General features: G+C 61.8%; 18 protein-coding genes. 10 read left to right on the forward strand and 8 right to left on the reverse strand.

The features are described 5' to 3' along the window. Positions 1-174: 174 nt before the first annotated feature. The 6 genes from AC1DYO_RS08585 (at position 175) to AC1DYO_RS08610 (ending at position 6,764) form a co-directional block, all read left to right on the forward strand. On the forward strand, positions 175-1,653 hold the full coding sequence (locus AC1DYO_RS08585; RefSeq protein ID WP_477262189.1) for an ABC transporter substrate-binding protein: 1,479 nt from the start codon (positions 175-177) through the stop codon (positions 1,651-1,653). An 81-nt stretch (positions 1,654-1,734) separates the two neighbouring features. Further along, a complete protein-coding gene (locus AC1DYO_RS08590; RefSeq protein ID WP_477262191.1) occupies positions 1,735-2,694 on the forward strand; it encodes a carbohydrate ABC transporter permease in 960 nt (319 codons plus the stop codon). Next, positions 2,691-3,581 (forward strand): carbohydrate ABC transporter permease, encoded by an 891-nt coding sequence (locus tag AC1DYO_RS08595; RefSeq protein ID WP_477262193.1) that lies wholly within the window; start codon positions 2,691-2,693, stop codon positions 3,579-3,581. Before AC1DYO_RS08590 ends, AC1DYO_RS08595 begins: the two co-directional genes overlap by 4 nt. A gap of 124 nt (positions 3,582-3,705) precedes the next feature. Then, positions 3,706-4,803, forward strand: a complete 1,098-nt coding sequence (locus AC1DYO_RS08600; RefSeq protein ID WP_477262195.1) for an ABC transporter ATP-binding protein — start codon at positions 3,706-3,708, stop codon at positions 4,801-4,803. 30 nt (positions 4,804-4,833) lie between these two features. Continuing rightward, positions 4,834-5,997 (forward strand): mandelate racemase/muconate lactonizing enzyme family protein, encoded by a 1,164-nt coding sequence (locus AC1DYO_RS08605; protein WP_477262463.1) that lies wholly within the window; start codon positions 4,834-4,836, stop codon positions 5,995-5,997. Positions 5,998-6,020: 23 nt separating this feature from the next. Then, positions 6,021-6,764: a ribonuclease activity regulator RraA gene (locus tag AC1DYO_RS08610; RefSeq protein WP_477262197.1), complete on the forward strand. Its 744-nt coding sequence runs from the start codon at positions 6,021-6,023 to the stop codon at positions 6,762-6,764. 155 nt (positions 6,765-6,919) lie between these two features. Here AC1DYO_RS08610 and AC1DYO_RS08615 read toward each other — a convergent pair whose 3' ends face one another. After that, a complete protein-coding gene (locus tag AC1DYO_RS08615) occupies positions 6,920-8,023 on the reverse strand; it encodes a DUF930 domain-containing protein (RefSeq protein WP_477262199.1) in 1,104 nt (367 codons plus the stop codon). 301 nt (positions 8,024-8,324) lie between these two features. Continuing rightward, positions 8,325-8,480 carry a YjiS-like domain-containing protein gene (locus AC1DYO_RS08620; RefSeq protein ID WP_023712171.1) on the reverse strand — a complete coding sequence of 52 codons (156 nt, stop codon included), beginning with the start codon at positions 8,478-8,480 and terminating at the stop codon, positions 8,325-8,327. A 235-nt stretch (positions 8,481-8,715) separates the two neighbouring features. On the opposite strand from AC1DYO_RS08620, the gene AC1DYO_RS08625 reads away from it, so the two are divergent. Together AC1DYO_RS08625 and ftsZ are read left to right on the forward strand one after the other, a co-directional pair. Next, positions 8,716-9,585, forward strand: coding sequence for a LysR family transcriptional regulator (locus AC1DYO_RS08625; protein WP_477262202.1), 870 nt, complete (start codon positions 8,716-8,718; stop codon positions 9,583-9,585). A 496-nt stretch (positions 9,586-10,081) separates the two neighbouring features. Continuing rightward, a complete protein-coding gene (gene ftsZ / locus AC1DYO_RS08630; RefSeq protein WP_477262203.1) occupies positions 10,082-11,062 on the forward strand; it encodes a cell division protein FtsZ in 981 nt (326 codons plus the stop codon). Positions 11,063-11,174: 112 nt separating this feature from the next. Here ftsZ and AC1DYO_RS08635 read toward each other — a convergent pair whose 3' ends face one another. From AC1DYO_RS08635 to AC1DYO_RS08655, 5 genes are all read right to left on the reverse strand, one after another. Continuing rightward, positions 11,175-12,551, reverse strand: coding sequence for an aspartate aminotransferase family protein (locus AC1DYO_RS08635; protein WP_477262205.1), 1,377 nt, complete (start codon positions 12,549-12,551; stop codon positions 11,175-11,177). Between the two features lie 539 nt (positions 12,552-13,090). Then, entirely contained in the window at positions 13,091-14,287 is a 1,197-nt protein-coding gene (locus tag AC1DYO_RS08640; protein WP_477262207.1) for an NAD(P)/FAD-dependent oxidoreductase, read from the reverse strand. Between the two features lie 128 nt (positions 14,288-14,415). Further along, positions 14,416-15,216: an amino acid ABC transporter ATP-binding protein gene (locus tag AC1DYO_RS08645; RefSeq protein ID WP_477262209.1), complete on the reverse strand. Its 801-nt coding sequence runs from the start codon at positions 15,214-15,216 to the stop codon at positions 14,416-14,418. 4 nt (positions 15,217-15,220) lie between these two features. After that, a complete protein-coding gene (locus AC1DYO_RS08650) occupies positions 15,221-15,961 on the reverse strand; it encodes an amino acid ABC transporter permease (RefSeq protein ID WP_477262211.1) in 741 nt (246 codons plus the stop codon). A gap of 16 nt (positions 15,962-15,977) precedes the next feature. Further along, a complete protein-coding gene (locus AC1DYO_RS08655) occupies positions 15,978-16,892 on the reverse strand; it encodes a substrate-binding periplasmic protein (RefSeq protein ID WP_477262213.1) in 915 nt (304 codons plus the stop codon). Positions 16,893-17,011: 119 nt separating this feature from the next. Between AC1DYO_RS08655 and AC1DYO_RS08660 the strand changes: the two genes are divergently transcribed. After that, on the forward strand, positions 17,012-17,698 hold the full coding sequence (locus tag AC1DYO_RS08660) for a GntR family transcriptional regulator (protein WP_477262215.1): 687 nt from the start codon (positions 17,012-17,014) through the stop codon (positions 17,696-17,698). 109 nt (positions 17,699-17,807) lie between these two features. Here the strand turns inward: AC1DYO_RS08660 and AC1DYO_RS08665 are convergent, their stop codons facing one another. Then, the gene (locus tag AC1DYO_RS08665; protein WP_477262217.1) at positions 17,808-19,877 is read right to left on the reverse strand and encodes an oxidoreductase; all 2,070 of its coding nucleotides are present in this window, start codon (positions 19,875-19,877) and stop codon (positions 17,808-17,810) included. Between the two features lie 276 nt (positions 19,878-20,153). Between AC1DYO_RS08665 and argE the strand changes: the two genes are divergently transcribed. Further along, the gene (gene argE / locus AC1DYO_RS08670) at positions 20,154-21,320 is read left to right on the forward strand and encodes an acetylornithine deacetylase (protein WP_477262219.1); all 1,167 of its coding nucleotides are present in this window, start codon (positions 20,154-20,156) and stop codon (positions 21,318-21,320) included. The last annotated feature ends 10 nt before the right edge of the window (positions 21,321-21,330 follow it).

Raw genomic sequence — 21,330 nt, forward strand, 5'->3', positions numbered from 1 at the left:
ATCACGCACGGTTCCCAAAAACAATGTACGATCCGACGCGTTGACAGGCAATCCATGATCTGAAAACGTACCAGATGATCGAAGGGATACATTGAGCAAAAGACGCATCCCGCGCGGTCGAACGAGCCCGCTTGCCTTGGCGCAGAGCGGCATGGGAGAACCTGGGAGGATACTATGACGAGGATTACACTCGGCGGTGCTGTCCTGCGCGGCACTGTCGCCACTGCTTTGATGGCATCGCTCATGTCCGGTTCGGCGCTAGGTGCACCGCCGGTCGATTTGAGCAAGTGGTCGCCGGAATATGTGCGCTCCATTGCGGGCACACAGGATTTTGACACGGCCGCCGATTGCGGCAAGGTCACCCCCCTCGACTACAAGGGGCGACTGACTTTCTGGTATCAGGGCGTGTTCGAGGGCGACCCCGACCTCCTGCGCCAGTACTACAAGGACTTCTTTGAGACCTTCCGCAAGACCTATCCGAACATCCAGCTCGAGGATCAGGCCCTCACCTACAACGACCTTCTCGACAAATTCCGCACGGCGCTCCTGGGCAATGCCGCGCCGATGGCGGTCCGCCTGCAAATCCTGGGTGGAACCGAGTTCGCCTCGAAGGGCTATCTGCAGCCGCTCAAGCCCGAAGATGTGGGCTATTCGACCGAGGATTTCTGGCCCGGCGCCATGAAGGCGGTAACCTGGGATGGGGTGACCTACGGCATACCCACCAACAATGAGACGATGGCGTTCATCTGGAACGCCGACATCTTCAAGCGGGCGGGCCTCGATCCGGACAAGGCTCCGGCAACCTGGGACGACGTCGTCAAATATTCCAAGCAGATCCACGACAAGCTCGGCATTGCCGGCTACGGCCTCGTGGCGCGCAAGAATGCCGGCAACACGCCATACCGCTTCATGCCGCAGCTATGGGCCTATGGCGGCGGCGTCTTCGACGAGGCGACGGCAAACCCGACCTATGAGCAGGTCGAGCTCGACAGCCCGCAGAGCAAGGCGGCACTGCAAGCCTCGTACGACATGTATGTTCGCGACAAGTCGGTTCCGGTTTCGGCACTCACCAACCAGCAGGCCGACAACCAGCCCCTGTTCGTCGCCGGCCAGCTCGGCATGATGATCTCGCACCCGTCCGACTACAACGTCATGCTCGACCTGCAGAAGAAGGCGACGGGCGCCGACAAGGACAAGGCGCAGACCGTCATCGACAATATGCGCTACGGCCTGATTCCGACTGGGCCGGACGGCAAACGCGCCGTAGTTTTCGGCGGCTCGAACATCCACATCCTGAAGCCCGAATATGTCGAGGGCGGCAAGGTCGACGAGCCGGCCGCGAAGGCTATCATCTGCATGTGGACCAGCCCGGAATGGTCGTTGAAGATGGCCTATGCCGGCTCGAACCCGGGCAACCTCAACGGCTTCAAGACCAAATGGATGAAGGAACGTCTGGACAACATCAAGTTCCTCGATGTCACGACGTCGATGCTGCCATACGGCATCCCGTTCCCGGCGCTGCCGCAGTCCCCCGAGATCATGAATATCATCGTCCCGGACATGCTGCAGAATGCCCTGACCGGAGCGATGACGGTCGATCAGGCGGCGGACGACGCGGCCAAGAAGGTGAAAGACCTGATGGGCGGACTCTAGTCCAAGCCCGACCTGCGATCTGACCGGCTGTGCCGATAGCGGGTGCAGCCGGTTTGTTCCGAACAATAAGGGCATGCCACAGTGACGATCGTGACCGGCAAGGCCGAGGCTCGCCGAAAATTGCAATCCGGCAAGTCCGGCGTGCTGCGGAATATCTGGGAGCATCGCGCCGACTACGCATATGTGCTTCCCGCGATCGGCGTGATGCTCGTCGTGATCGCCTATCCGATCTACTACACGGTCGAGTTGTCGTTCTTCAAAACGCCGCCTGGCCTGCAGCTTCGCGACAAGAGCTTCATCGGCTTCGATAACTACACGGCCATCCTCACCAGTGAGGTGTTCTGGAAAGTCACCTTGAACACCCTGATCTGGACGATCGGATCCACTTTCTTCTCCTTTGTCCTCGGGTTTGCCGCCGCGCTGGCCCTCCACCGCGAGTTTGTCGGCCGGGGTGTCCTGCGCGCCATTCTGATCATTCCCTGGGTCATCAGCGCGGTTGCCGCCTCCTATATCTGGAAGTGGATCTACCATTCGGACTTCGGAATCATCGGCGCGGTGCTGGTCGGCCTCGGGTTGGCCGACCGGCCGCCGAACTTCATCGACAACGTCAGCACGGTGTTGCCCTCCTTGATCGTCGTCAATATCTGGCGCGAGTTTCCGTTTGCCATGATCATGATGATGGCCGGCCTGCAGACGGTCCCCGACCAGTTGCTGCGCGCCGCGGAAGTCGACGGGGCGAACGCATGGCAGCGTTTCTGGCACGTCACCTTCCCGCACCTGAGCAACGTCTCGACGGTGACGATCCTGCTGCTCGCGGTGGCCAACTTCAATTCCTTCATCATCCCGTGGATCATGACCGGTGGCGGGCCGTCGAACGCGTCGCACATATGGATCACGCACATTTATGAGCTCGCCTTCGGCCGGCAGCGCTGGGGCGTCGCATCGGCCTATTCGGTACTCCTGTTCCTCCTGCTGATGATGCTGGGCTACTTCTATGTCCGTGCGCTGGCCGGTAACGAGCGCAAGGAGGGGGGCGCATGAGCACGCTTGTCGAGACAGCCTCTCGACGTCCCACCCGGCGCCGCATGCGTGTCGACGGATGGCGGTGGGCCGGGCGCATCTTCCTCGTGTTCATGCTGCTCTACACCGCGTTGCCGATGATCTGGATGCTGATCACATCGATCAAGTCCGGGTTCGCGGCGATGCAGTTCCCACCGCAATGGTGGCCGGAAGAGCCTACCCTCGCCAGCTACCAGAAGCTGCTCGATCCGCAAAACAGCGTCGGCCAGGACTTCCTCCGGTTTTTCTGGAACAGCCTCTACGTGTCGACGGTCACCACAATCCTTTCGGTGATCGTGGCCGTTCCCGCGGCTTACGCGTTTTCGCGCTTTCGTTTCCCCGGTCGAAACTTCCTGTTCTTCACCGTGCTTTTGCGCAACATGTTCCCGGCAGTGATCTTTCTCGTGCCGCTCTTCATCCTGATGCGCGCGATCGGGTTGGTGAACACGCATGGCTCGCTGATTCTCACCTATCTCACCTTCGGCCTGCCGCTGGCGATCTGGCTGCTCAAGGGTTTCTACGACAACATCCCGGTGCAGCTCGAGCAGGCGGCGCGCATCGATGGGGCGACGCGGTTCCAGGCCTTCATCCTGATCGTGATGCCTCTGTCGACGCCCGGAATCATCGCCACCGCGATCTATTCCTTCATCGGCGCATGGAACGAGTACATCTATGCCTACACCTTCCTCTCCAAGAACGAGCAGTTGACCCTGCCGGTCGGCATACAGCGCTTCTTCTCGGAAAATACGACGGACTTTCCGGGCCTGATGGCGGCCAGCTTCATGATGAGCGTGCCCGTCGTGGTGCTGTTCCTCGTTCTGCAACGATACTTCGTACGCGCCCTCACAGAAGGCGCGGTCAAGCACTAGAGCCGGATGATTTCAGGTCTGTTCGACCTGAAATCTGAATCCGGCTCTAAATCCAAGAGATAGAGCATGATGTCGTCCGAAAACCGCTTCACACTTTTCGGCATCATGCTCTAGGGAGTTGCCGATGGCCCACGTGGTCCTCAAAGATCTCGTCAAGACCTATGGCGGCTTCAAAGCTGTCAACGACGTTTCGCTGACGGTCAATGACGGCGAGTTCGTAGCGCTCGTCGGCCCTTCCGGCTGCGGCAAGACAACCACGCTCAATCTTGTCGCTGGATTGATTCCGGTCACATCGGGCGACATCGTCATCGGCGACCGGGTGGTCAACGACCTCGACCCCAAGGACCGGGACATCGCAATGGTGTTCCAGAACTACGCGCTCTACCCGCAGAAATCGGTCTACAAGAACCTGGCGTTCCCGCTGCAGATGCGCAAACTGCCCAGGGACGAGATCGACAGGAAGGTCAAGGAAGCGGCGCGCGTGCTCGATATGACGCACCTGCTCGAGCGCAAGCCGCGCGAACTTTCAGGCGGGCAGCAGCAACGTGTCGCCCTGGGGCGTGCCCTCGTCCGCGACCCCGCCGTGTTCCTCATGGACGAGCCGCTCTCCAACCTCGATGCCAAACTACGCGTTCAGATGCGGTCGGAGATCAAGCGGTTCCACCAGGACCTCAAGGCAACGATCATCTATGTGACGCACGACCAGCTCGAAGCCGTGACCATGGCCGACAAGATGGCGGTGATGAACGGCGGCTATCTGCTGCAATACGATTCACCGGCGCAGGTCTTTGCCCATCCGGTGAACATGTTCGTGGCCAGCTTCATCGGCAGCCCGGCGATGAGCCTTATCCCGCTGGAGGCATCGACAGCAAACGGCAACACTGCGTTGACCGGCGCGGAGGGCTGGAGCCTTGAGCTCTCGCCGCTCAACGCCCGGAAGGTCGCGAAGGCAACGTCCAGGAAAGTCGTGCTCGGCGCACGTCACTCGACGATCAGGCTCCACAAGAGCGCGGTGCCAGGCAGCGTCCCGGCCAGAGCCTACACTGTGGAGCCGACCGGAGACGTCACCTTCGTGCAGGCGTTGCTGTCTGGCGCCATCGTCAACATCAGCGTGTCCCCCAACATCTCCGTCGCACCTGACGAGCAGATCTGGCTCGAGTTCGACCAGGAGCGGATACATCTGTTCGACGGCGAAACCGAACTGGCCCTCAAGGCCGGCTGAGACAATACGGGGTCATTGGGAACGTTGGGGATGACTGGAAAGCTTAAGATCACCGCGATCAAGCCCTATCCTGTGTGGGTTGGAACGCGCAACCAGATGCTCGTCAAGATCGAGACCGACAAAGGGATCTTCGGCTGGGGCGAGAGCGGCTTGAGCGGTCGCGAGAGAGCCGTTGCCGGCGCGGTCGAACACTATCGCGAATTTCTCATCGGCCGCGACCCCATGCAGATCGGGCGGATCTGGCAGGAGGTATATCGCAGCCAGTACTTCGAAGGCGGGCGCGTTCTGCAGGCGGCGATTTCCGCCATCGACATCGCCCTGCACGACATCAAGGGCAAGGCGCTGGGGGTGCCGGTCTACGAACTGCTGGGCGGCAGGCAGCGCGACCGCATCCCCACCTTCGCCTCGACGGGAGACGAGGCCGAGGGCGATGCTGCCATCGAACGAGCCCGCGAACTGCGCGCGCAGGGATGGCAGGCGATCCGCTTCTTCCCCGTAGGGCAAAGCAGCAGGGACATCTTCGAGCCCCGCGAGTCGATCGGCGCGACCGCGAGCATGCTGAACAAGGCGCGCGAGGCGCTGGGCGACGACGTCGTCCTCGGTATCGACTATCATCACCGACTGTCGGTGGCGGAGGCGGCGAGCTTCTGCAACAAGCTCGGCCGCGGCGTGCTTGATTTCCTCGAGGAGCCGATACGCGACGAGACACCGGAGGCCTACGAATCCCTGCGTAGGATGACCGACATTCCCTTTGCCATCGGCGAGGAATTTTCCAGCAAGTGGCAGTTCCTGCCCTACATCGAGCGCGGCATCCATCAATTCAACCGGCTCGATGTTTGCAATGTCGGCGGGCTCACCGAGGCGATGAAAGTCGCTGGCTGGAGCGAGGCGCACTATGTGGACCTGATGCCGCACAATCCGCTTGGTCCGGTGTGTACGGCCGCGACCCTGCATCTCGCCGCCGCGGTACCCAACTTCGCGTGGCTCGAGACCAGGGCGCCGGAAAGGAAGCTGGGCTTCGACAATTCCGACTTCTTCCCCGTGCAACCACGGCTCGACGGTCCGAACTATCCGGTCAGCGACCTGCCGGGGCTCGGCGTCGAGGTCAACGAAGCGGCGGTCCAGGCAGAGGCTTTTCGTTTCTGGGAAGCACCTCACCTTAGGCGCCGCGACGGGTCTGTTACGAACTGGTAGTTCCCTTTCATCCGGAGTCCACAATGACGCATACCCCTGACATCACGCGGCCGCCTAAAGACCTCATTGACGCGCTGAGGGAAATCGGCGCCGCGACGGTTGCCGGCACGCTTGGCCACATGGGTTTCCGCAATCCCCACATGGTCGGTCCGGTGGCGCAGAACCGTGGGAAATCGATCGTCGGGCCGGCGCTGACGCTGCAGTTCCTGCCGCAGCGGCCGGACCTCTTCAGCGAGGGAGAATACGCCGACCCGGAAACGCAACTGCACCGGCACGTGCTCTATCACGCGCAGGAGGGCGATGTGGTCGTGGTCGACGCGCGCGGCGACATGAGCTCGGGCGTCTTCGGCGATATGATGTCGACGTATTTCAAGGGCAGAGGCGGCGCAGGCATTGTCATCGATGGATGCATGCGCGACCGGCCCAATGTCGAGAAGCTCGATCTGCCCCTATGGCTGCGCGGCTGGACGCCCAACTACCATGTGCAAACCAGCATCTATCCGAACGCCGTCAACGTTCCGATTGCCTGCGGCGGTGTCACGGTGATCCCCGGCGACATTATCGTCGCCGACGATGATGGGGTGGTGGTGCTTCCCGTCGCAATGGCCGCAAAGGTAATTGAAGAATCGAAAAAGCATCACGATTGGGAAGAGTTCTCGCGAGAGAAGTTGATGCAGGGTGCGCCGCTGCAGCGCTACTATCCGCTGCACGACGATGCCCGCGGCGAATATGAGGAATGGCGCAAAGCCAATCGCCCGGCGGATTGACGTGGGACTACGCGGAGCCAGTCGACTGTATCCACTCGGGCAGTAACAGCACTCGGCGCAGGAGCCGTTCAAAAGACAATTATTGCTTCGCATGCAAGGGAACTGGCTTCGCGGCGGCTCTCGCCAAGCGCAAATGCGCTCTTGCTGGGCCCGTCTCAGCCGGGGCCGCGTCGCCGACGAGCTTCCCGATCAAGGAAGGCGCTTTCTTCGGGCGTGGCGGCAGCTCCGACACGGAAGGCGAAGGACGTGACCCGCGTCGCGTTGGTGTCGATTCCGCACCGGAAGCTCAGATGGTACCATGTCGTTGCCGTGCGGAAAGCGGTGTCGGGGGCGTCAAGAATATTGCCGGCTTTCAGCGGAATAACTGGGATGAGTTGGGGAAAATTGGACGCGTCTTTCAGTTCCTGCTCCAGAACGCTGGCGCAAAGTTTGGCGACCCGTTGATCGCGAGGCACGTCGGCCATCGAGTCCGTTGCGAACACATCACCGGTAGCGCCCTGCGAAAAGAGTTTGCGGACGCCCGGAAGGCCCGAATACGCCCGTGATGCAGCCGCGGCCACCTCCGTGGAGCTTGGCTCTCCGGTGATTCCGCGTCCTGACTTCGCAGCCTTTGAAGGGCGGGGTTTCGGCACAGTTTCGGGTCTGGTCTGAGGCGCCTGAGCCGACGCTGGAAGCTCGATCTCACCGTCGTCCCCAGGACCAGCCAAGGGGGTTGCGGCCGCGGATGCCTGTTTGTCGGCGTCTGGAGCCCCCGCCTCCTGATTGTCTGCTTCCGGCTTCTCGTCGACCTTGGCTGACTCTGCCGGCCCTCCGGCGTCTGGCGCTGGGGCGGGTTTACTCTCCGCATCCTTTGGCGCGACAGCCGGCTTTGGCTCGTTATCCTTGGCCGGCGATGGGGCATTGTCTTGAGCGCTGCCTCCATCCAGGGATTTCCGAGGGCCGGTATCTTTGTCACCGAACTGGAAAACGGGCTTCAGCACCTCGATTGGCGGCAGCTTTTCAGGCGCCGGCTTTTCAACCTTCTGCTCGAGAGGCTTTTTCGCCTCGGGTTTCTGTGGAGGCGGCGTGGGAGCAGGTTTCGGCTTTGGCGGATCGGGCGGCGGCACGAGCGCGACATTGACCGGCTGCTCCTCCTGCGGCTTTTCCGGAGGCGTGGGCAGGCTGTAGACCAAGAGCGCGGCAATGAGCGCATGCAGGATCAGCGATGCGGGCAAGGCCCACAGCAAAGTCCGACGCCGCTCGGATGTCTCGGTCTTCATCCCTCACGATGTGGAGCGAAACTGCGGCGGCATCAAGCACGGCCGCCGCGTTGGCGCAATTTAGCCGCAGCCCGATGAGGAGGATCGACCGGCGCCTGATTGCTACAAGTGGCGCAAAGCCTACGAACCCGTAGCCCGCGCGCTTCAGAATCTCATCGTGGCGCCGCGTTGCAAGCGCGCGCACCGGCTGGCTGCAGTCAGAAGATCCTCATGTGACCTTTGATGTTGCAATATGTGGCAGTGACGTTAACCAAGGCAACCGTCGTCGCCGGCTCCATTCTCTGCATGCCCGCCTCCAATCTCAACGACGCAGGCTGGCGTCGCGGGCACGCTCGCGGATCTCTTCGCGAGAAAGGCCCGCATCCGCCAATATGCTGTCCGGAAGCCGCCTCAAGCTCGCAAGCGTCTGGCGATAGGCAAGCCAGCGGGCGAAACGGTGTCGAAGTTCATGCAACATGATCGTCTCCTTGGCGAGCGGAATACCCGCGCTCTTGGTTTGGTCGAAAACGCAAAGCAACTGCGCAAAGCGTATGCATGATCGAAGGGATTGGGCTGACTTCCTGGCCAGCCGAGGCGCCTGCCATTGTCCCGCCAGGGCAGGATTATCCAACGCCTCCAATGGCTGCATACTTGCGCGTGATGCCCACTTCGCGCTACAGCCACAGTCGCAAGGAGTTTTTCAATTCTGCAAAATGGATATTGGCTGGGACGATCTGAGGTTGTTTCTCGACGTTGCGCGGCTGGGTGGCCTGAGCGCGGCGACGGCAACAACGCGCCTCAGCGCAGCCACACTCGGACGACGCGTCACCGCGCTCGAAAAGCAGATCGGCGAAGCGCTGTTCGTACGTCAGCAGACCGGCTACCGGCTAACCCCGGTCGGTGAAGAACTGCTGCGGCGTGCCGAAGACGTCGAGGCAGCAATGCAGTCCCTGACCCGCTGGCGCGAGGGAAACCTGCCCGACCGCATTGTCCGCGTCTCGGCCGGGCCATGGACCTCGGCCTTCGTTTCCGCCCATATCGGCGAAATCTGGACGGTCGATGACGGCATCAGGGTGGAATTCGTCACCACCACCGACCGGGTCGATATCGGTCGCCGCGCCGCCGATATCGGCATCCGCAGCGAGCGCCCGACCGAGCAGTGGCTGGCCGGCCGTCAGAGCGGCAAGGTCGCCCACGCCATCTATTCCGGACGCCACCTGATCAACGGCATCGCCGCCGGGTTGTTCGTCGGCGTCACTGGCGAAGGGGCAAACATTGCCTCGGCTCGCTGGCTGCAAGCCCATCACGGCGACCGCATCGCCGTGCGCGGCAACAACACCCATTCGGTGCGCGAACTGGTGGCCGCCGGTGCCGGCCTTTCCGTCTTTCCGTGCTTCGTCGGTGACAGCGATCCGCGGCTGGTTCGCGTCGCTCAGCCTGTCCCCGAACTCGAAACCGACCAGTGGATTGTCACCCATCATGAGGAACGCCACTCCCCGCCGGTACGAAAAGTCGCCGACCGGATCACCGCCCTGATGCAGGCCCATCAGCCGTTGTTTCGCGGCAAGATGCCGATCCGCTAAGCCTCAGGCGTCGATCCGCCGCCAGCCGAGCCGCATGCTGGCGCTCAGGCTTTGGTGGCTGGCACGGATCGGCTTTCACAGTGGGCGAATATGCGGTCACCGCATGGGTGCTCAGTAAACCGGGCGACCCGAATCAGACATGGCGCGGCGTGCTGCTGCTCGATGGCGCGCCGAAAGCCTGCTTGCACATGGCTGGCGTCAGATTCTCAAGGTCCTGGTGCGTGAGGCGGGTGCGTGAAGCTTGACGGGTGCGATCCCGAAGGATTGCTGGATTTTCGCTGGCCAGAATCTATGCCAATTCCAAAAGATTGGACTGGAGACTCGTTCAAAAGGTCGGCTTGGATAGGCGTATATGGTACAAGCCCCACATCTTGTCTTGCCGCAAAGTTCACCCTCTGATTCCCTGTGCCAAGGCGATAGAATCTGATTCTTGCACCTGGCGTGTTCAAACGTCGCGTTCCGGGGAGAACCTTTTGTCGATCAAGGAGACAAGACGATGAGCACCGCTGCAAGGCCCGTCATCTCGGAAATGCGGCCGAAGATAACCGTTTTCGGCGTCGGCGGCGGTGGTGGCAATGCAATCAACAACATGATTGCCGAAAATCTGCAGGGGGCGGAATTCATCGTCGCCAACACCGATGCCCAGGCACTGACCATGTCCAAAGCATCGCGGCTGATCCAGTTGGGAGCCAACGTCACGGAAGGCCTTGGCGCCGGATCGCTGCCCGCGGTCGGCCGTGCGGCAGCCGAGGAATCGATCGACGAGATCAGGGACCACCTCGCTGGAACGCATATGTGTTTCGTGACCGCCGGCATGGGAGGCGGAACTGGAACCGGTGCCGCGCCCGTCATAGCGAACGCTGCGCGCACAGCCGGAATTCTGACGGTGGCTGTCGTCACCAAGCCATTCACCTTCGAAGGAAAACGCCGCATGCAAGCCGCCGAAGAGGGCATCGAGCAGCTTCGCGAATGCGCCGATACCGTGATCGTTATTCCGAACCAGAACCTGTTCAGGATCGCTGACGCCAGGACGACTTTCGCGGACGCCTTCGCAATGGCTGATCGCGTCCTTTATTCCGGCGTCGGCTGCATCACCGATCTCATCGTCAAGGAGGGGCTGATCAATCTCGACTTCGCCGATGTGAAGTCGGTGATGCGCGATATGGGCCGCGCGATGATGGGTACCGGGGAAGCCACGGGTGAGGACCGCGCCAAGAAGGCAGCCGAAGCGGCAATCGCAAACCCGCTTCTCGACGAAGCCTCGATGATGGGCGCCAAGGGCGTCCTGGTCTCGATCTCGGGCGGCATGGACATGACGCTGTTCGAAGTCGATGAGGCCGCCACCCGCATCCGCGAGGAGGTCGACGCTGACGCCGACATCATCGTCGGCGCCATATTCGACCGGGCACTTGCCGGAAAATTCAGGGTCTCAGTCGTCGCTACAGGATTGCGGCAGGGACTTGAGATGCCACACTAAGCAAGGATCCGGTTCCTGGCCCAACGGAGCTACCGAGGCGGAGGCCGCTGCGACGAGGCCGACCAGAGGCGAAGGCTCCTGCGACATCGAGACTCGCCTGCAATCACCTTGTTCAATCCGGCGCCCGAACCTGCGGCATAGCGGCGGCGAGCGACCGCTCGAAAGCATCGATCAGCGTATCGACCTGGGTCTCGGTAATGATGAGCGGCGGGCAGAAGGCAATCGCATCGCTCATGTTGCGCGAGATGACCCCGTTCTGTTGCAGGAATGCGTTGACCAGTCCGCCAAGCGCCCCGGGCTTCCCCCACGGCGCCTTGCTGGTCTGGTCAGCGACCAATTCGACGGCGGCGATCAGACCCACGCCACGCACCTCTCCGACGAGCGGATGCGAAGTGAGCTTGCGCAACCGTGCCTGCATGTGCGCACCGACCGTACGCGCGTTGCCGACAAGGTCGCGCTCCTCGATCAACTTGAGATTCTCCAGCGCGACGGCCGCGGCGACGGGATGGCCGCCGCCCGTGAAGCCATGCCCGAACGTACCGATGCGGTCGCTCTCGTCCGCAATTGGTTCGAACATCTTCTCATTGATGAGCAGCGCCGAAATCGGCAGGTAAGACGACGAGATCTGCTTGGACAGCACCATAATGTCGGGCTTGATGCCGAAGGTCTGCGAGCCGAACATCTCGCCTGTCCGGCCAAAGCCGCAGATGACCTCGTCGGCCACGAGCAGGATGTCGTATTTCGACAGCACTGCCTGGACCTTCGCCCAATAGCCTGTTGGAGGAACGATGACCCCGCCCGCACCCATGATCGGCTCGCCGAAAAAGGCGGCGACGGTCTCGGGTCCCTCGGCGAGGATCAGCGTCTCCAGATCATCGGCAAGACGGATCGAGAATTGTTCTTCGCTTTCACCCGGCTCCGCATCACGCCAGTAATGCGGCGCCGAAGTGTGGAGCACGTTGGCGATCGGCAAGTCGAATGAAAGATGGTTGTTAGGTAGTCCGGTCAGGCTAGCCGAGGCAATCGTCACGCCGTGATAGCCGCGTTTGCGGCTGATGATCTTCTTGCGAGCTGGCTGGCCGAGCGCATTCGACCGGTACCAGATCATCTTGATCGCCGTGTCGTTGGCCTCGGAGCCCGAATTGGTGAAATACGCCTTGCTCATCGGAACCGGCGCCATCTGAACCAGCTTCTCGGCCAGGTCGACAAGCGGCGAATGCGATTTCGAACCGAAGTCGTGATAATAGGGCAGCTTCGACATCTGCCGCGTGGCGGCGTCGACCAGCCGCTTTTCCGAGAAGCCGACGGCTACGCTCCACAAGCCCGCCATCGCTTCGATGTAGCGATTGCCGGCCACGTCCTCGACATAGATGCCATCGCCCTTTTCGATGATGAGCGGCCCCGACTCCTGATGTTTACGGGCGTTGGTATAGCCATGTAGGTGGTAGCGGATGTCACGAGCTTCAGGGGAGTTGGGTCTGGCGTCCACGACGGCTCCTGTCTACAGGGGTTCACGGGGAACTATCTCCTGCCCCTTACTTTTCGTATGATCACAAACCAAGACGGACCGCACAAGGCAAGCGTTTTGATATTTGGTTGCGGGACCTCAACCAACGATGCTTGCGCTTGGTGGAAATGCCGTGTTCCGAAGCTTGCCGCACCAGATGCCGGCAATGTCAACCATTGCGATCGCTAGGCCCAACACCGAGCGTTTGAAAGGCGAATCAACCCTGTTCATTGGCTTTTTCGTGGACCAAAATCAGAAGTCTTCCCGTATCGTTCCGCATGGTGCCGCGGCAGCCAAACAGTCGAACATGCGACCCGTTCGTCTTTCGCGACAGAACTCTCCACCCAATTCGCAGGAAAGACGTAGGACGGTACGCCAACAAATGGTGGTTTCATCGATCTTGTACCGCCGCAGTTCCACTCTGTGTTCCGGTATGACTGGCGGGGGACAGAGTCACGATCGGCATCGAGCGCATCGTATAACGATACATTCGCGGCAATCACGTTGGAGTGAAACGGCGACTAGGCGTCAAGGATCGCGCTTACCAGTCGCGCGGTGCGCGGCGCGAGTGTCAACCCTATGTGTCCGTGGCCGAAGGCAAGGATCACATCCCGCCCACCTCTCGATGGCCTGATAACGGGCACGGAATTGGGCATCGAAGGCCGGAATCCTAGCCATGTGCGGCTCGGCTCCCCCAGGTCTGGAAAAACCCGACGCGAATTCGCCACCAGCGCCGCAATGCGGTGCGGATCGGCTGGAGACCCCAAGCCGCCGAGTTCTACAAGGCCTGCAACGCGCAACCGGCCTCGCATTGGGCAAAGATAGAAGCCGAGCGCTGTGGGGCAGACCGGCCGTTCAATCAGTGGGTGGGTCATGTCAAATTCGACGTGATAGCCACGTTCGGTATCGAGTCTGACCGGATCATCGATTTGGGCGGCAAGCCTTTGCGAGTGGGCGCCGGCGGAGATGACAGCGGTCCGGGCGCGGATGTCGAAAGGGGCGGCTATGATCCGGATTCCATTCGCTCCGCGGGCGATCGTTCGTGCAGAGGCCTTGACGAATTGCACACCTGCCCGCCGAACCGTAGCGGTCAACCGATGCATCGCTTCGCCCGGATCACTGAGATTGATCGCGCCCGGAAAAAACAGGCCACCACCTTCGAAGGGCGGTAGCCGAGGTTCGAGCCGATGCACTTCGTCGGCCGAAAGCAGTTCCTGACCAACGCCATAGAAGCGGCGCAAATTGATATCGGTGGCGGCCGCCTTGAGGGCCTTGGGCGTTTCGTAGAGATAGAGACAGCCCTTCGCGGAGAGCAGGTCCGATGCCCCTATTTCCGCTGCGAACTCCTCCCAAGCCGCCGATGCGTCCGATACGAGTTCGGCGATCCGGCGGGTGTTTTCCCTGAATCGGTGCGGTAAAGATTCGTATGCGAACCGCGCCAGCCAAGGGAACAGGGTCGGCAAGGCGGAAGCACGGATCGACAACGGACTGCGCGCGTTGAGCAGCAGGGAAGGCAAATTCCTCAGAACCGCCGGCGTCCCGACGGGTATTACCGCATAGTCCGCGATGGTCCCTGCGTTGCCGTAAGATGCGCCACTGCCGGGTTCGTTTGGCTCGATCACGACAACCTCGCGTCCGCCAGCGCGAAGCCGAAGCGCAATCGCCAAACCTATGACGCCACCGCCGATCACGGCGATGTCGGTCGAAATCCTGCTCATCTGGTCCACATGCGTCGAGGCAAAGACAGTCGCTGGCGCCCGAGGCCCTGCGAAACGGTGATGGCGGTGCCGTGCCCGGATCGCAGATGCGCCAATGGGTTCTGGTAGGACTACTTCTTGGCTGGCGTTCAGGCAGGCGCGGCGTAGCGCGCGACGTAGGCAGCCGTTCGCGCTTCACGCGGGTTGTCGAGCACGTCCGCCGCCGTCCCCTGCTCGATGATCCGGCCGCCGTCAATGAAGACGACCCAGTCCGAGACTTCGCGGGCGAAAGGCAGTTCGTGGGTGACGAGGATCATCGTCATGCCGTCATTGGCCAGCTCTCGCATCACACGCAGCACCTCACCGGTCGATTCTGGATCGAGGGCGGAGGTCGGCTCGTCGAACAGGAGCACAGTCGGGCCGAGGGCTAGGGCGCGCGCGATCGCGACGCGCTGCTGCTCGCCGCCAGACATGCGTTCCGGATAGGCTGTTGCCCGATGCGCGAGACCGACGCGCGTGAGCAGGCGCACCGCGCGCTCGACCGCTTCGCGCTCCCCGATTGCGGCGGCATGCATCTGGGCGAGAACGACATTTTCCACCGCCGTCAGATGCGGGAACAGGTTGAAGCGCTGAAACACCATGCCGACGCGCTGGCGCAGCTTGGCGAGGTTCCTGCAGGTCACCTCACCCTTGTCGCAGATCGTCTCGCCGTTGACCTCGATGACGCCATCGTCGGGCTGCTCGAGCAGGTTGACGCAACGCATCAGCGTCGTCTTGCCGCCGCCGCTCTGGCCGATGATACTGACGATCCGACCAGCCGGCACGTCAAGATCGATGCCGCCGAGGACCTGCCTCCCGTCGAAGGATTTCCGCAAGCCACGGATAGTGACTGCCGGGCTGGCACCGGACGCCGTCGTGCCAAGCGCCATAATGAGTGTCTCTTGTGCCATCGGCCTAGGCTCCGCTTGCGAGCAGCGTCTTCGCCAGCCTAAGCCGTCGCCGGCGCCCCAGCGACAGAGGTACGCCAGCCTGAATGGTCCGCTCCAACCAGAGCAGGCATTGCGAAATCGGGTAACAGACGGCGAAATAGATAGAAGCAATCACCAGATAGACTTCGAGTGCCCGAAACGTTTCGGAGGCGATCAGCTGCGCCTGGGTCATCAGTTCAACGGCCGAGATCGTCACCAGGAGCGACGTCGATTTCAGAAGGTCGACGAACATGGTGTTGGTGCCTGGCAACGCCAGCCTCAGCGCCTGGGGTAGAATGACGTGACCAAAGGTGGTGCCCCGGCCAAGGCCCAGCGCCTGGGCAGCCTCACTCTGACCGGAGTGGATACCGGAAATGGCTGCGCGGAATATTTCGGACAGATAGGCGGCATAGAACAACATGAGGCTCAGCACGCCAGCGACGAAGACGCTGAGCTTGATGCCGACCGACGGCAGGCCGAAATAGGTGACGAACATAATCGCGAGCAACGGGACATTCTTGAATATCTCCGTGTAGATGGCGGCCGGCAGACGCACCAGACGCAAGCGATTGAGGCGCATCAGCGCCAGCACGAGACCGAGGACAGCGGCACCGACAAAGCTGACGATCGTGTAGGCCAGGGTCCTGAGCAGACCCCAGCCGAGATTGCTTGCGTAGTCGCTCCAGGGAACCTGGAAAAACCCGGTGAGAGTGTGGAAAAGGGACATGTGCTTGCCCCGACACTCAAGGCGCGATTGAGGGCGGCGACCAATCCGCTGGGCGGTCCACGCCCCGGCGCTGAGCCGCCATCTCCGGCGAAGGAACTAGGAACTGCTTCGGATCGCCGCCCCATTTGGTGACGAGCGTGGCAAGCGAGCCGTCCTTGTACATTGCATCGATCTGGTCCGAGACAGCTGTCGCGAGCTTCGGCGCCTCTTTTGGCAGGTAGAAGCCGGTCATGTAGGGCTGAAAATACTGATAGTCGGGATGGGCTTTGATCTCGTCGGCGGTTGGCGGCGCCAGATAGGCAACGCTGAACTTCATGTCCGGCCGTTGCTTCTGCTGATAGATGATCAGCAGCGGGTCGAGAAAGCCGACATCCAGCCTGCCCGATGACAGATCCTGAAAGACACTGTCGGCCGACGGATAGGTGTGCGGGGTGGCATCGGGCACCTGCGCGATCGATTTCGCCCAGACATAGCCGGTGACAGTCCCGAGATCCTTGCCCTCCAGGCTCTTGACGTCAGGATAGTCTGCAGTGCCCTGCACCGCCATCGCCGGTGGCGAATAATAGGGTGGATCGGTGAAGAGGCCGACCTTCTGGCGCGCGTCCGACCAGGCGATACCGCCTATCGTGATGTCGGCACGCCGCGACTGGACCGATGCCAGCATGCCGGGAAAATCGGTGACGCTGACTTCCATCTTGAGACCCAATTTGTCGGCGACAGCGGCAAGGATATCGCTGTCCAGCCCGACGAGCTTCTCGTCCTTCATCGCGGTGTAGGGCATATAGGGCTCGATCGTGACCTGCAGGACGCCCGGCTTCAGCGTCTCAAGCCCGTCCGCATGCGCCACCGTGGCCAGCAAGCCAATTCCAACCCCTAGCAAGGCGGCAATCCCGACCTTGAACCGCGAGCGCGACAAAACACCCTTTTCCATCCCCGATACCTCCCTGTAACCGGATTAATATATTTGTGATATATCGATCAGTATATTATATGAATCCGTTGTCAAGTGATTCCTTGGCGATCGGATTCGATCCCTGTGAGGTGAGTTGGATGGACGCGCGGATGCCGGAAGACGATGCCGACAATGTCGAGGCTGGCTCGACATTGGCCGAGCGCACCTATCTGCAGCTGAGGGAGGACATCATCACGGTTAAGCTGGCGCCCGGCACCCTGCTTCGCGAAACCGATCTCATGCGGCGGCTGGACGTCGGTCGTACGCCTGTGCGCGAGGCGCTGTTGCGGCTGCAGCGCGATGGCTTCGTCGACGTCAACGGCCGCCGCGGCACCTCCGTCAGCACTATCGACATCAGCGATCTATCCGCGATCTATGAGGCCAGGGCGAGAATTGAATCCTGGGCGACGCGGCTGGCCGCCGAACGTCTGCGCGAGCCCGAGCGGCGCGAAGCCCAAGGCCTGATCGCCGAACTCGCCGCCTTTGCGAACCCTCCCGAACTCGAACCTCTGCTTGCGCTCGACCGACGCATCCACCGCTTCATCTACCGCGCCGCCAAGAACCCCTATTTGTTCGACACGCTCGACCACTACCACAACCTGTCACTCAGGATCTTGCATGTGGCGACGCGGCGGTTTCCGGAACTCATGTCGGGGCTCGACAAGGTATTGCAGGAGCAAACCCTTATGCTCGAGGCGGTTTGCCGGGGAGACGGCGAAACGGCCGAGCGCATCGCGCTGCATCACGTCCTGAGCTTCGAACAGGATGTTCGCAAGATCATCTAGCCGATTTTCCCGTATCGTTCCGTATTGTCTTGCGATTGATCCCGACATCAGATTTCGACACACTATCGGCTTGTGGCGACGTCATTCCTATCAAGCCATTGCCATCGGCCTACCCCGCCGCCAAAGCCGTCACTTCTCGCCGGAACGGCAGCGCGTCGCCGATATCGAGTTCGTCCAGCTCACGAGCGAAACGATGGCCGGCATAGGTCGCCCAGGCAATCGGGCCTGGCGCCTCGGCATCGCCGATGATCTTGATCGAGCGAATGCCGCTATCGGCCCACTCGTCCCGCCGCGCCTTCAATTCGCGCCAGACGGAATCGTCCTGTTGGCGCGACGTCACCAGCACCACGGCGTCTGCGGCGATGTCATGTCGGGTGCCCGTATAAGCACAGGCAGTGGCAATACCATCCGGCACAATGCGCGTCACGATCCGGTTTAGCACGATCTCGACGCCGAGTTCGGCCAGCCGGCGATGGATGGCGCCTTGCTCCAGCGTGTTGCGGGTCCAGTCGGACACATACGCTGACGGCGTCACCAGCGTCACCTTCGCGCCCCGGCGTGTCATAAGCTCTGCCAGAACGCCCCCCATGTAGTAGTGGTCGTCGTCGAACAACACGACTTTTCCGGTCGGAACATTTCCGCCCATCAGGTCGTCCGGGGTATAGAGCGGCATGGCTGGGTCCACCGGCATCGGCACGACATGCGCGCGCGCCACGCCATCGCGGCGCCATGTCGAGCCGGTGGCGATGGCAATGTTTTGAAAGCCGAAGGCAAGGATATCCTCGGCCGACAATCGGCTCTCGAAATAGACGTCGACATTGGACATCTGGCTAATCTGATATTGGCGATAGTCGCGCACGCGGCCCCATGCCGAGAGGCCGGGCAAGCGGCATTCGCGCGCCACGCGACCGCCAAGTTCGGTGCCGGCTTCGGCGAGGGCCACCTGATAGCCGCGCAGGCCGAGCGCACGCGCCGCCTCCAGTCCGGCGGGACCGGCGCCGACGATCAGTACGCTGTCGCTGTCGCCCTTGGCCTGCATGCGTTCGGGATGCCAGCCCTTGCGCCACTCCTCCATGAAGGTCGGATTCTGCGTGCAGCGCGAGATCGACATGGTCATGTCGCCGGTGATGCAGATGTTGCAGCCGATGCATTCGCGAATGTCCTCGATCCGCCCCTCCTCCACTTTCTTCGGCAGGAAGGGATCGGCAATCGACGGGCGCGCACAGCCGATGAAATCAAGCGTACCGGACTTGATCATCTTCACCATCACATCCGGCGAGGTAAAACGACCGACACCGACCACCGGCTTCGAGGTCAGCGTCTTGATGCCGGACACTAGGCTCTCCTGCGCGCCCTCCTCCTTGAACCGCGACGGCCCGGAGCAGTCCTCCCAAGCGCCATGCGCCAGATCCCAGAGATCGGGTAGGTCCGCATGCATCTCGATCATGTCGCGCACTTCCGAATTGGCAAAGCCAAGTTCGCCGATCATCTCGTCCAGCGACAGCCGCAGCGTCAGGCCGCAGGTGTCGCCGATAGCGTCCCGCCCTTCTTCGATCAGCTCCCGCATCAGCCGCGAGCGGTTTTCCAGCGAGCCGCCATATTCGTCGCTGCGCTGGTTGGTGGCGGTCGACAGGAAGTGCTGGATGATGCCGAAGCCATGCGCGCCGTAGAGACAGACCAGGTCGAAACCCGCCAGCTTGGCGCGTTTGAAGGCATTGCGATGCCAGCGGCGCAAGTCGCGGATATCCTGCTTGTCCATGGCGCGTGCCTGAACCGGGTCATTGGTGAAGGTGCGGATGGGCAAGGCCGACGGTCCGCGCGGCACTTCCTTGGTGTAGAGGTTCGGGCCGTTGATGCCTGAGTAGGCCAGCTGGATGCCGGCCAACGCGCCATGCTGGTGCATGGCCTTGGCCATTTTGGCCAGGGCCGGGATATCGGCGTCGTCCCACAGCCTAAGCTCGATGAAGGGCGTGATCTCCGATGTATGGTGCATCTCGGTCTGCTCGGTGAAGATGACACCCCAGCCGCCTTCCGATTTGATGCGGCGCATCTCGGCCGCGGCCGAAGGGTCGCGATAGCCGCCGCCATTGCAGTGCGGCACCTGGTAGAAGCGGTTCTTGGCGGTCACCGGACCGATCTTCACGGGCTCGAACAGAATGTCGTAGCGTGGATCACGCATGGTGCTTCCTTCCTGCCAGCGTCACATCGCGGCATGCGTGGTGATGAAACCTTGGCGCAGGCCGGTCCGCCCAGTGGGTAGATGCCGTAAAACCTACTCATAAGTTGCGGCGCGTGCCGGAAAACTACAGATTTCTTCTGTGCCGATTAGGACGCGCCTAATCAGCCCCCGCCGCCTGGATTAGCATCCGGTGAATCCCGGCTGAGCCAAATGCGACTTCAGCACCGCGCCCACGCGATGCTAGATAGCGCGCACGGCCAATGAGACCTACAACACATGGACAGCATCCGAATCCTTGAAAAGCTGATCGCATTCCCGACGGTGAGCCGCGTTTCGAACCTCGACCTCATCGGCTACGTGACGGAGTTGCTAGCGGCACAGGGCATTGCATGCCAGATCATCCGCAGCGCGGACGGCCATAAGGCGAACCTTTTCGCCACCATCGGGCCGGGCGACGCTCCCGGCGTCATGCTGTCCGGCCATACCGATGTCGTCCCCATCGACGGCCAGGACTGGACGCTGCCGCCTTTCGAGATGAGCGCGCGCGACGGCAAGCTTTACGGCCGCGGCGCGGCCGACATGAAGGGTTTCGTGGCCTGCGCGCTTGCCGCGTGCCTCAAGGCCTCGACAATGACGCTGAGGACACCACTGCATCTGGCGCTTTCCTACGACGAAGAGGTCGGCTGCATCGGCGTACACAGCCTGATCGACATGCTGCGGTCCGCGCCGCACCGGCCATTGCTGTGCATCGTCGGCGAGCCGACCAACATGCAGGTGGCGACCGGCCACAAAGGCAAGCTCGCGGCACGCGCCATCTGCAGGGGACGCGAAGGCCATTCGGCGCTGGCGCCGCTGGCAATCAATGCCATTCATCTGGGCTGCGACTTCGTCTCCGCATTGCGCGGCGAACAGGATCGGCTGGCGCGCGACGGCGCGCGCGACGGCGACTACGACATTCCCTACACGACCGTCCACGTTGGCAAGATGAATGCCGGCGTGGCGCTCAACATCGTGCCGAACCTCTGCCAGCTCGACTTCGAGATCCGCAATGTCGCGGCCGACAATCCCGACCAAATCCTCGATGGGTTGCGCGCGGCGGCAGCGCGCATTGCCGCTGAGGCTTCAACGATCGCGCCTGAGGCAGCCATCGACATCGATATCACCAACACCTACCCAGGGCTGGACACGCCAGCGAACTCGCAGGCCGTTGCCTTCGTCAAATCGCTAACCGGCGCCAACGACACCATCAAGGTTGCCTTCGGCACCGAAGGCGGATTGTTCAGCCGCGACCTCGGCACGCCGACCATAGTGTGCGGGCCGGGATCGATGGCGCAAGGGCACAGACCGGACGAATTCGTGAGCGTCGAACAGATGCGCCGCTGCGACGACATGCTGGACAATCTGCTGTGGCGGCTTGCCGATCACCAGCTTCAGGTTGCCTGATAAAGTTCGT

The sequence above is a fragment of the Mesorhizobium sp. P2_F5 genome (genome assembly GCF_056403715.1).

Bases quoted from the DNA above. Each gene is read 5' to 3' on its own strand.
- AC1DYO_RS08585 (WP_477262189.1), top strand. From the start codon at position 175: ATGACGAGGATTACACTCGGCGGTGCTGTCCTGCGCGGCACTGTCGCC.
- AC1DYO_RS08595 (WP_477262193.1), top strand. From the start codon at position 2,691: ATGAGCACGCTTGTCGAGACAGCCTCTCGACGTCCCACCCGGCGCCGC.
- AC1DYO_RS08600 (WP_477262195.1), top strand. From the start codon at position 3,706: ATGGCCCACGTGGTCCTCAAAGATCTCGTCAAGACCTATGGCGGCTTC.
- AC1DYO_RS08605 (WP_477262463.1), top strand. From the start codon at position 4,834: ATGACTGGAAAGCTTAAGATCACCGCGATCAAGCCCTATCCTGTGTGG.
- AC1DYO_RS08610 (WP_477262197.1), top strand. From the start codon at position 6,021: ATGACGCATACCCCTGACATCACGCGGCCGCCTAAAGACCTCATTGAC.
- AC1DYO_RS08615 (WP_477262199.1), bottom strand. From the start codon at position 8,023: ATGAAGACCGAGACATCCGAGCGGCGTCGGACTTTGCTGTGGGCCTTG.
- AC1DYO_RS08620 (WP_023712171.1), bottom strand. From the start codon at position 8,480: ATGTTGCATGAACTTCGACACCGTTTCGCCCGCTGGCTTGCCTATCGC.
- AC1DYO_RS08625 (WP_477262202.1), top strand. From the start codon at position 8,716: ATGGATATTGGCTGGGACGATCTGAGGTTGTTTCTCGACGTTGCGCGG.
- ftsZ (WP_477262203.1), top strand. From the start codon at position 10,082: ATGAGCACCGCTGCAAGGCCCGTCATCTCGGAAATGCGGCCGAAGATA.
- AC1DYO_RS08640 (WP_477262207.1), bottom strand. From the start codon at position 14,287: ATGAGCAGGATTTCGACCGACATCGCCGTGATCGGCGGTGGCGTCATA.
- AC1DYO_RS08645 (WP_477262209.1), bottom strand. From the start codon at position 15,216: ATGGCACAAGAGACACTCATTATGGCGCTTGGCACGACGGCGTCCGGT.
- AC1DYO_RS08650 (WP_477262211.1), bottom strand. From the start codon at position 15,961: ATGTCCCTTTTCCACACTCTCACCGGGTTTTTCCAGGTTCCCTGGAGC.
- AC1DYO_RS08655 (WP_477262213.1), bottom strand. From the start codon at position 16,892: ATGGAAAAGGGTGTTTTGTCGCGCTCGCGGTTCAAGGTCGGGATTGCC.
- AC1DYO_RS08660 (WP_477262215.1), top strand. From the start codon at position 17,012: ATGGACGCGCGGATGCCGGAAGACGATGCCGACAATGTCGAGGCTGGC.
- AC1DYO_RS08665 (WP_477262217.1), bottom strand. From the start codon at position 19,877: ATGCGTGATCCACGCTACGACATTCTGTTCGAGCCCGTGAAGATCGGT.
- argE (WP_477262219.1), top strand. From the start codon at position 20,154: ATGGACAGCATCCGAATCCTTGAAAAGCTGATCGCATTCCCGACGGTG.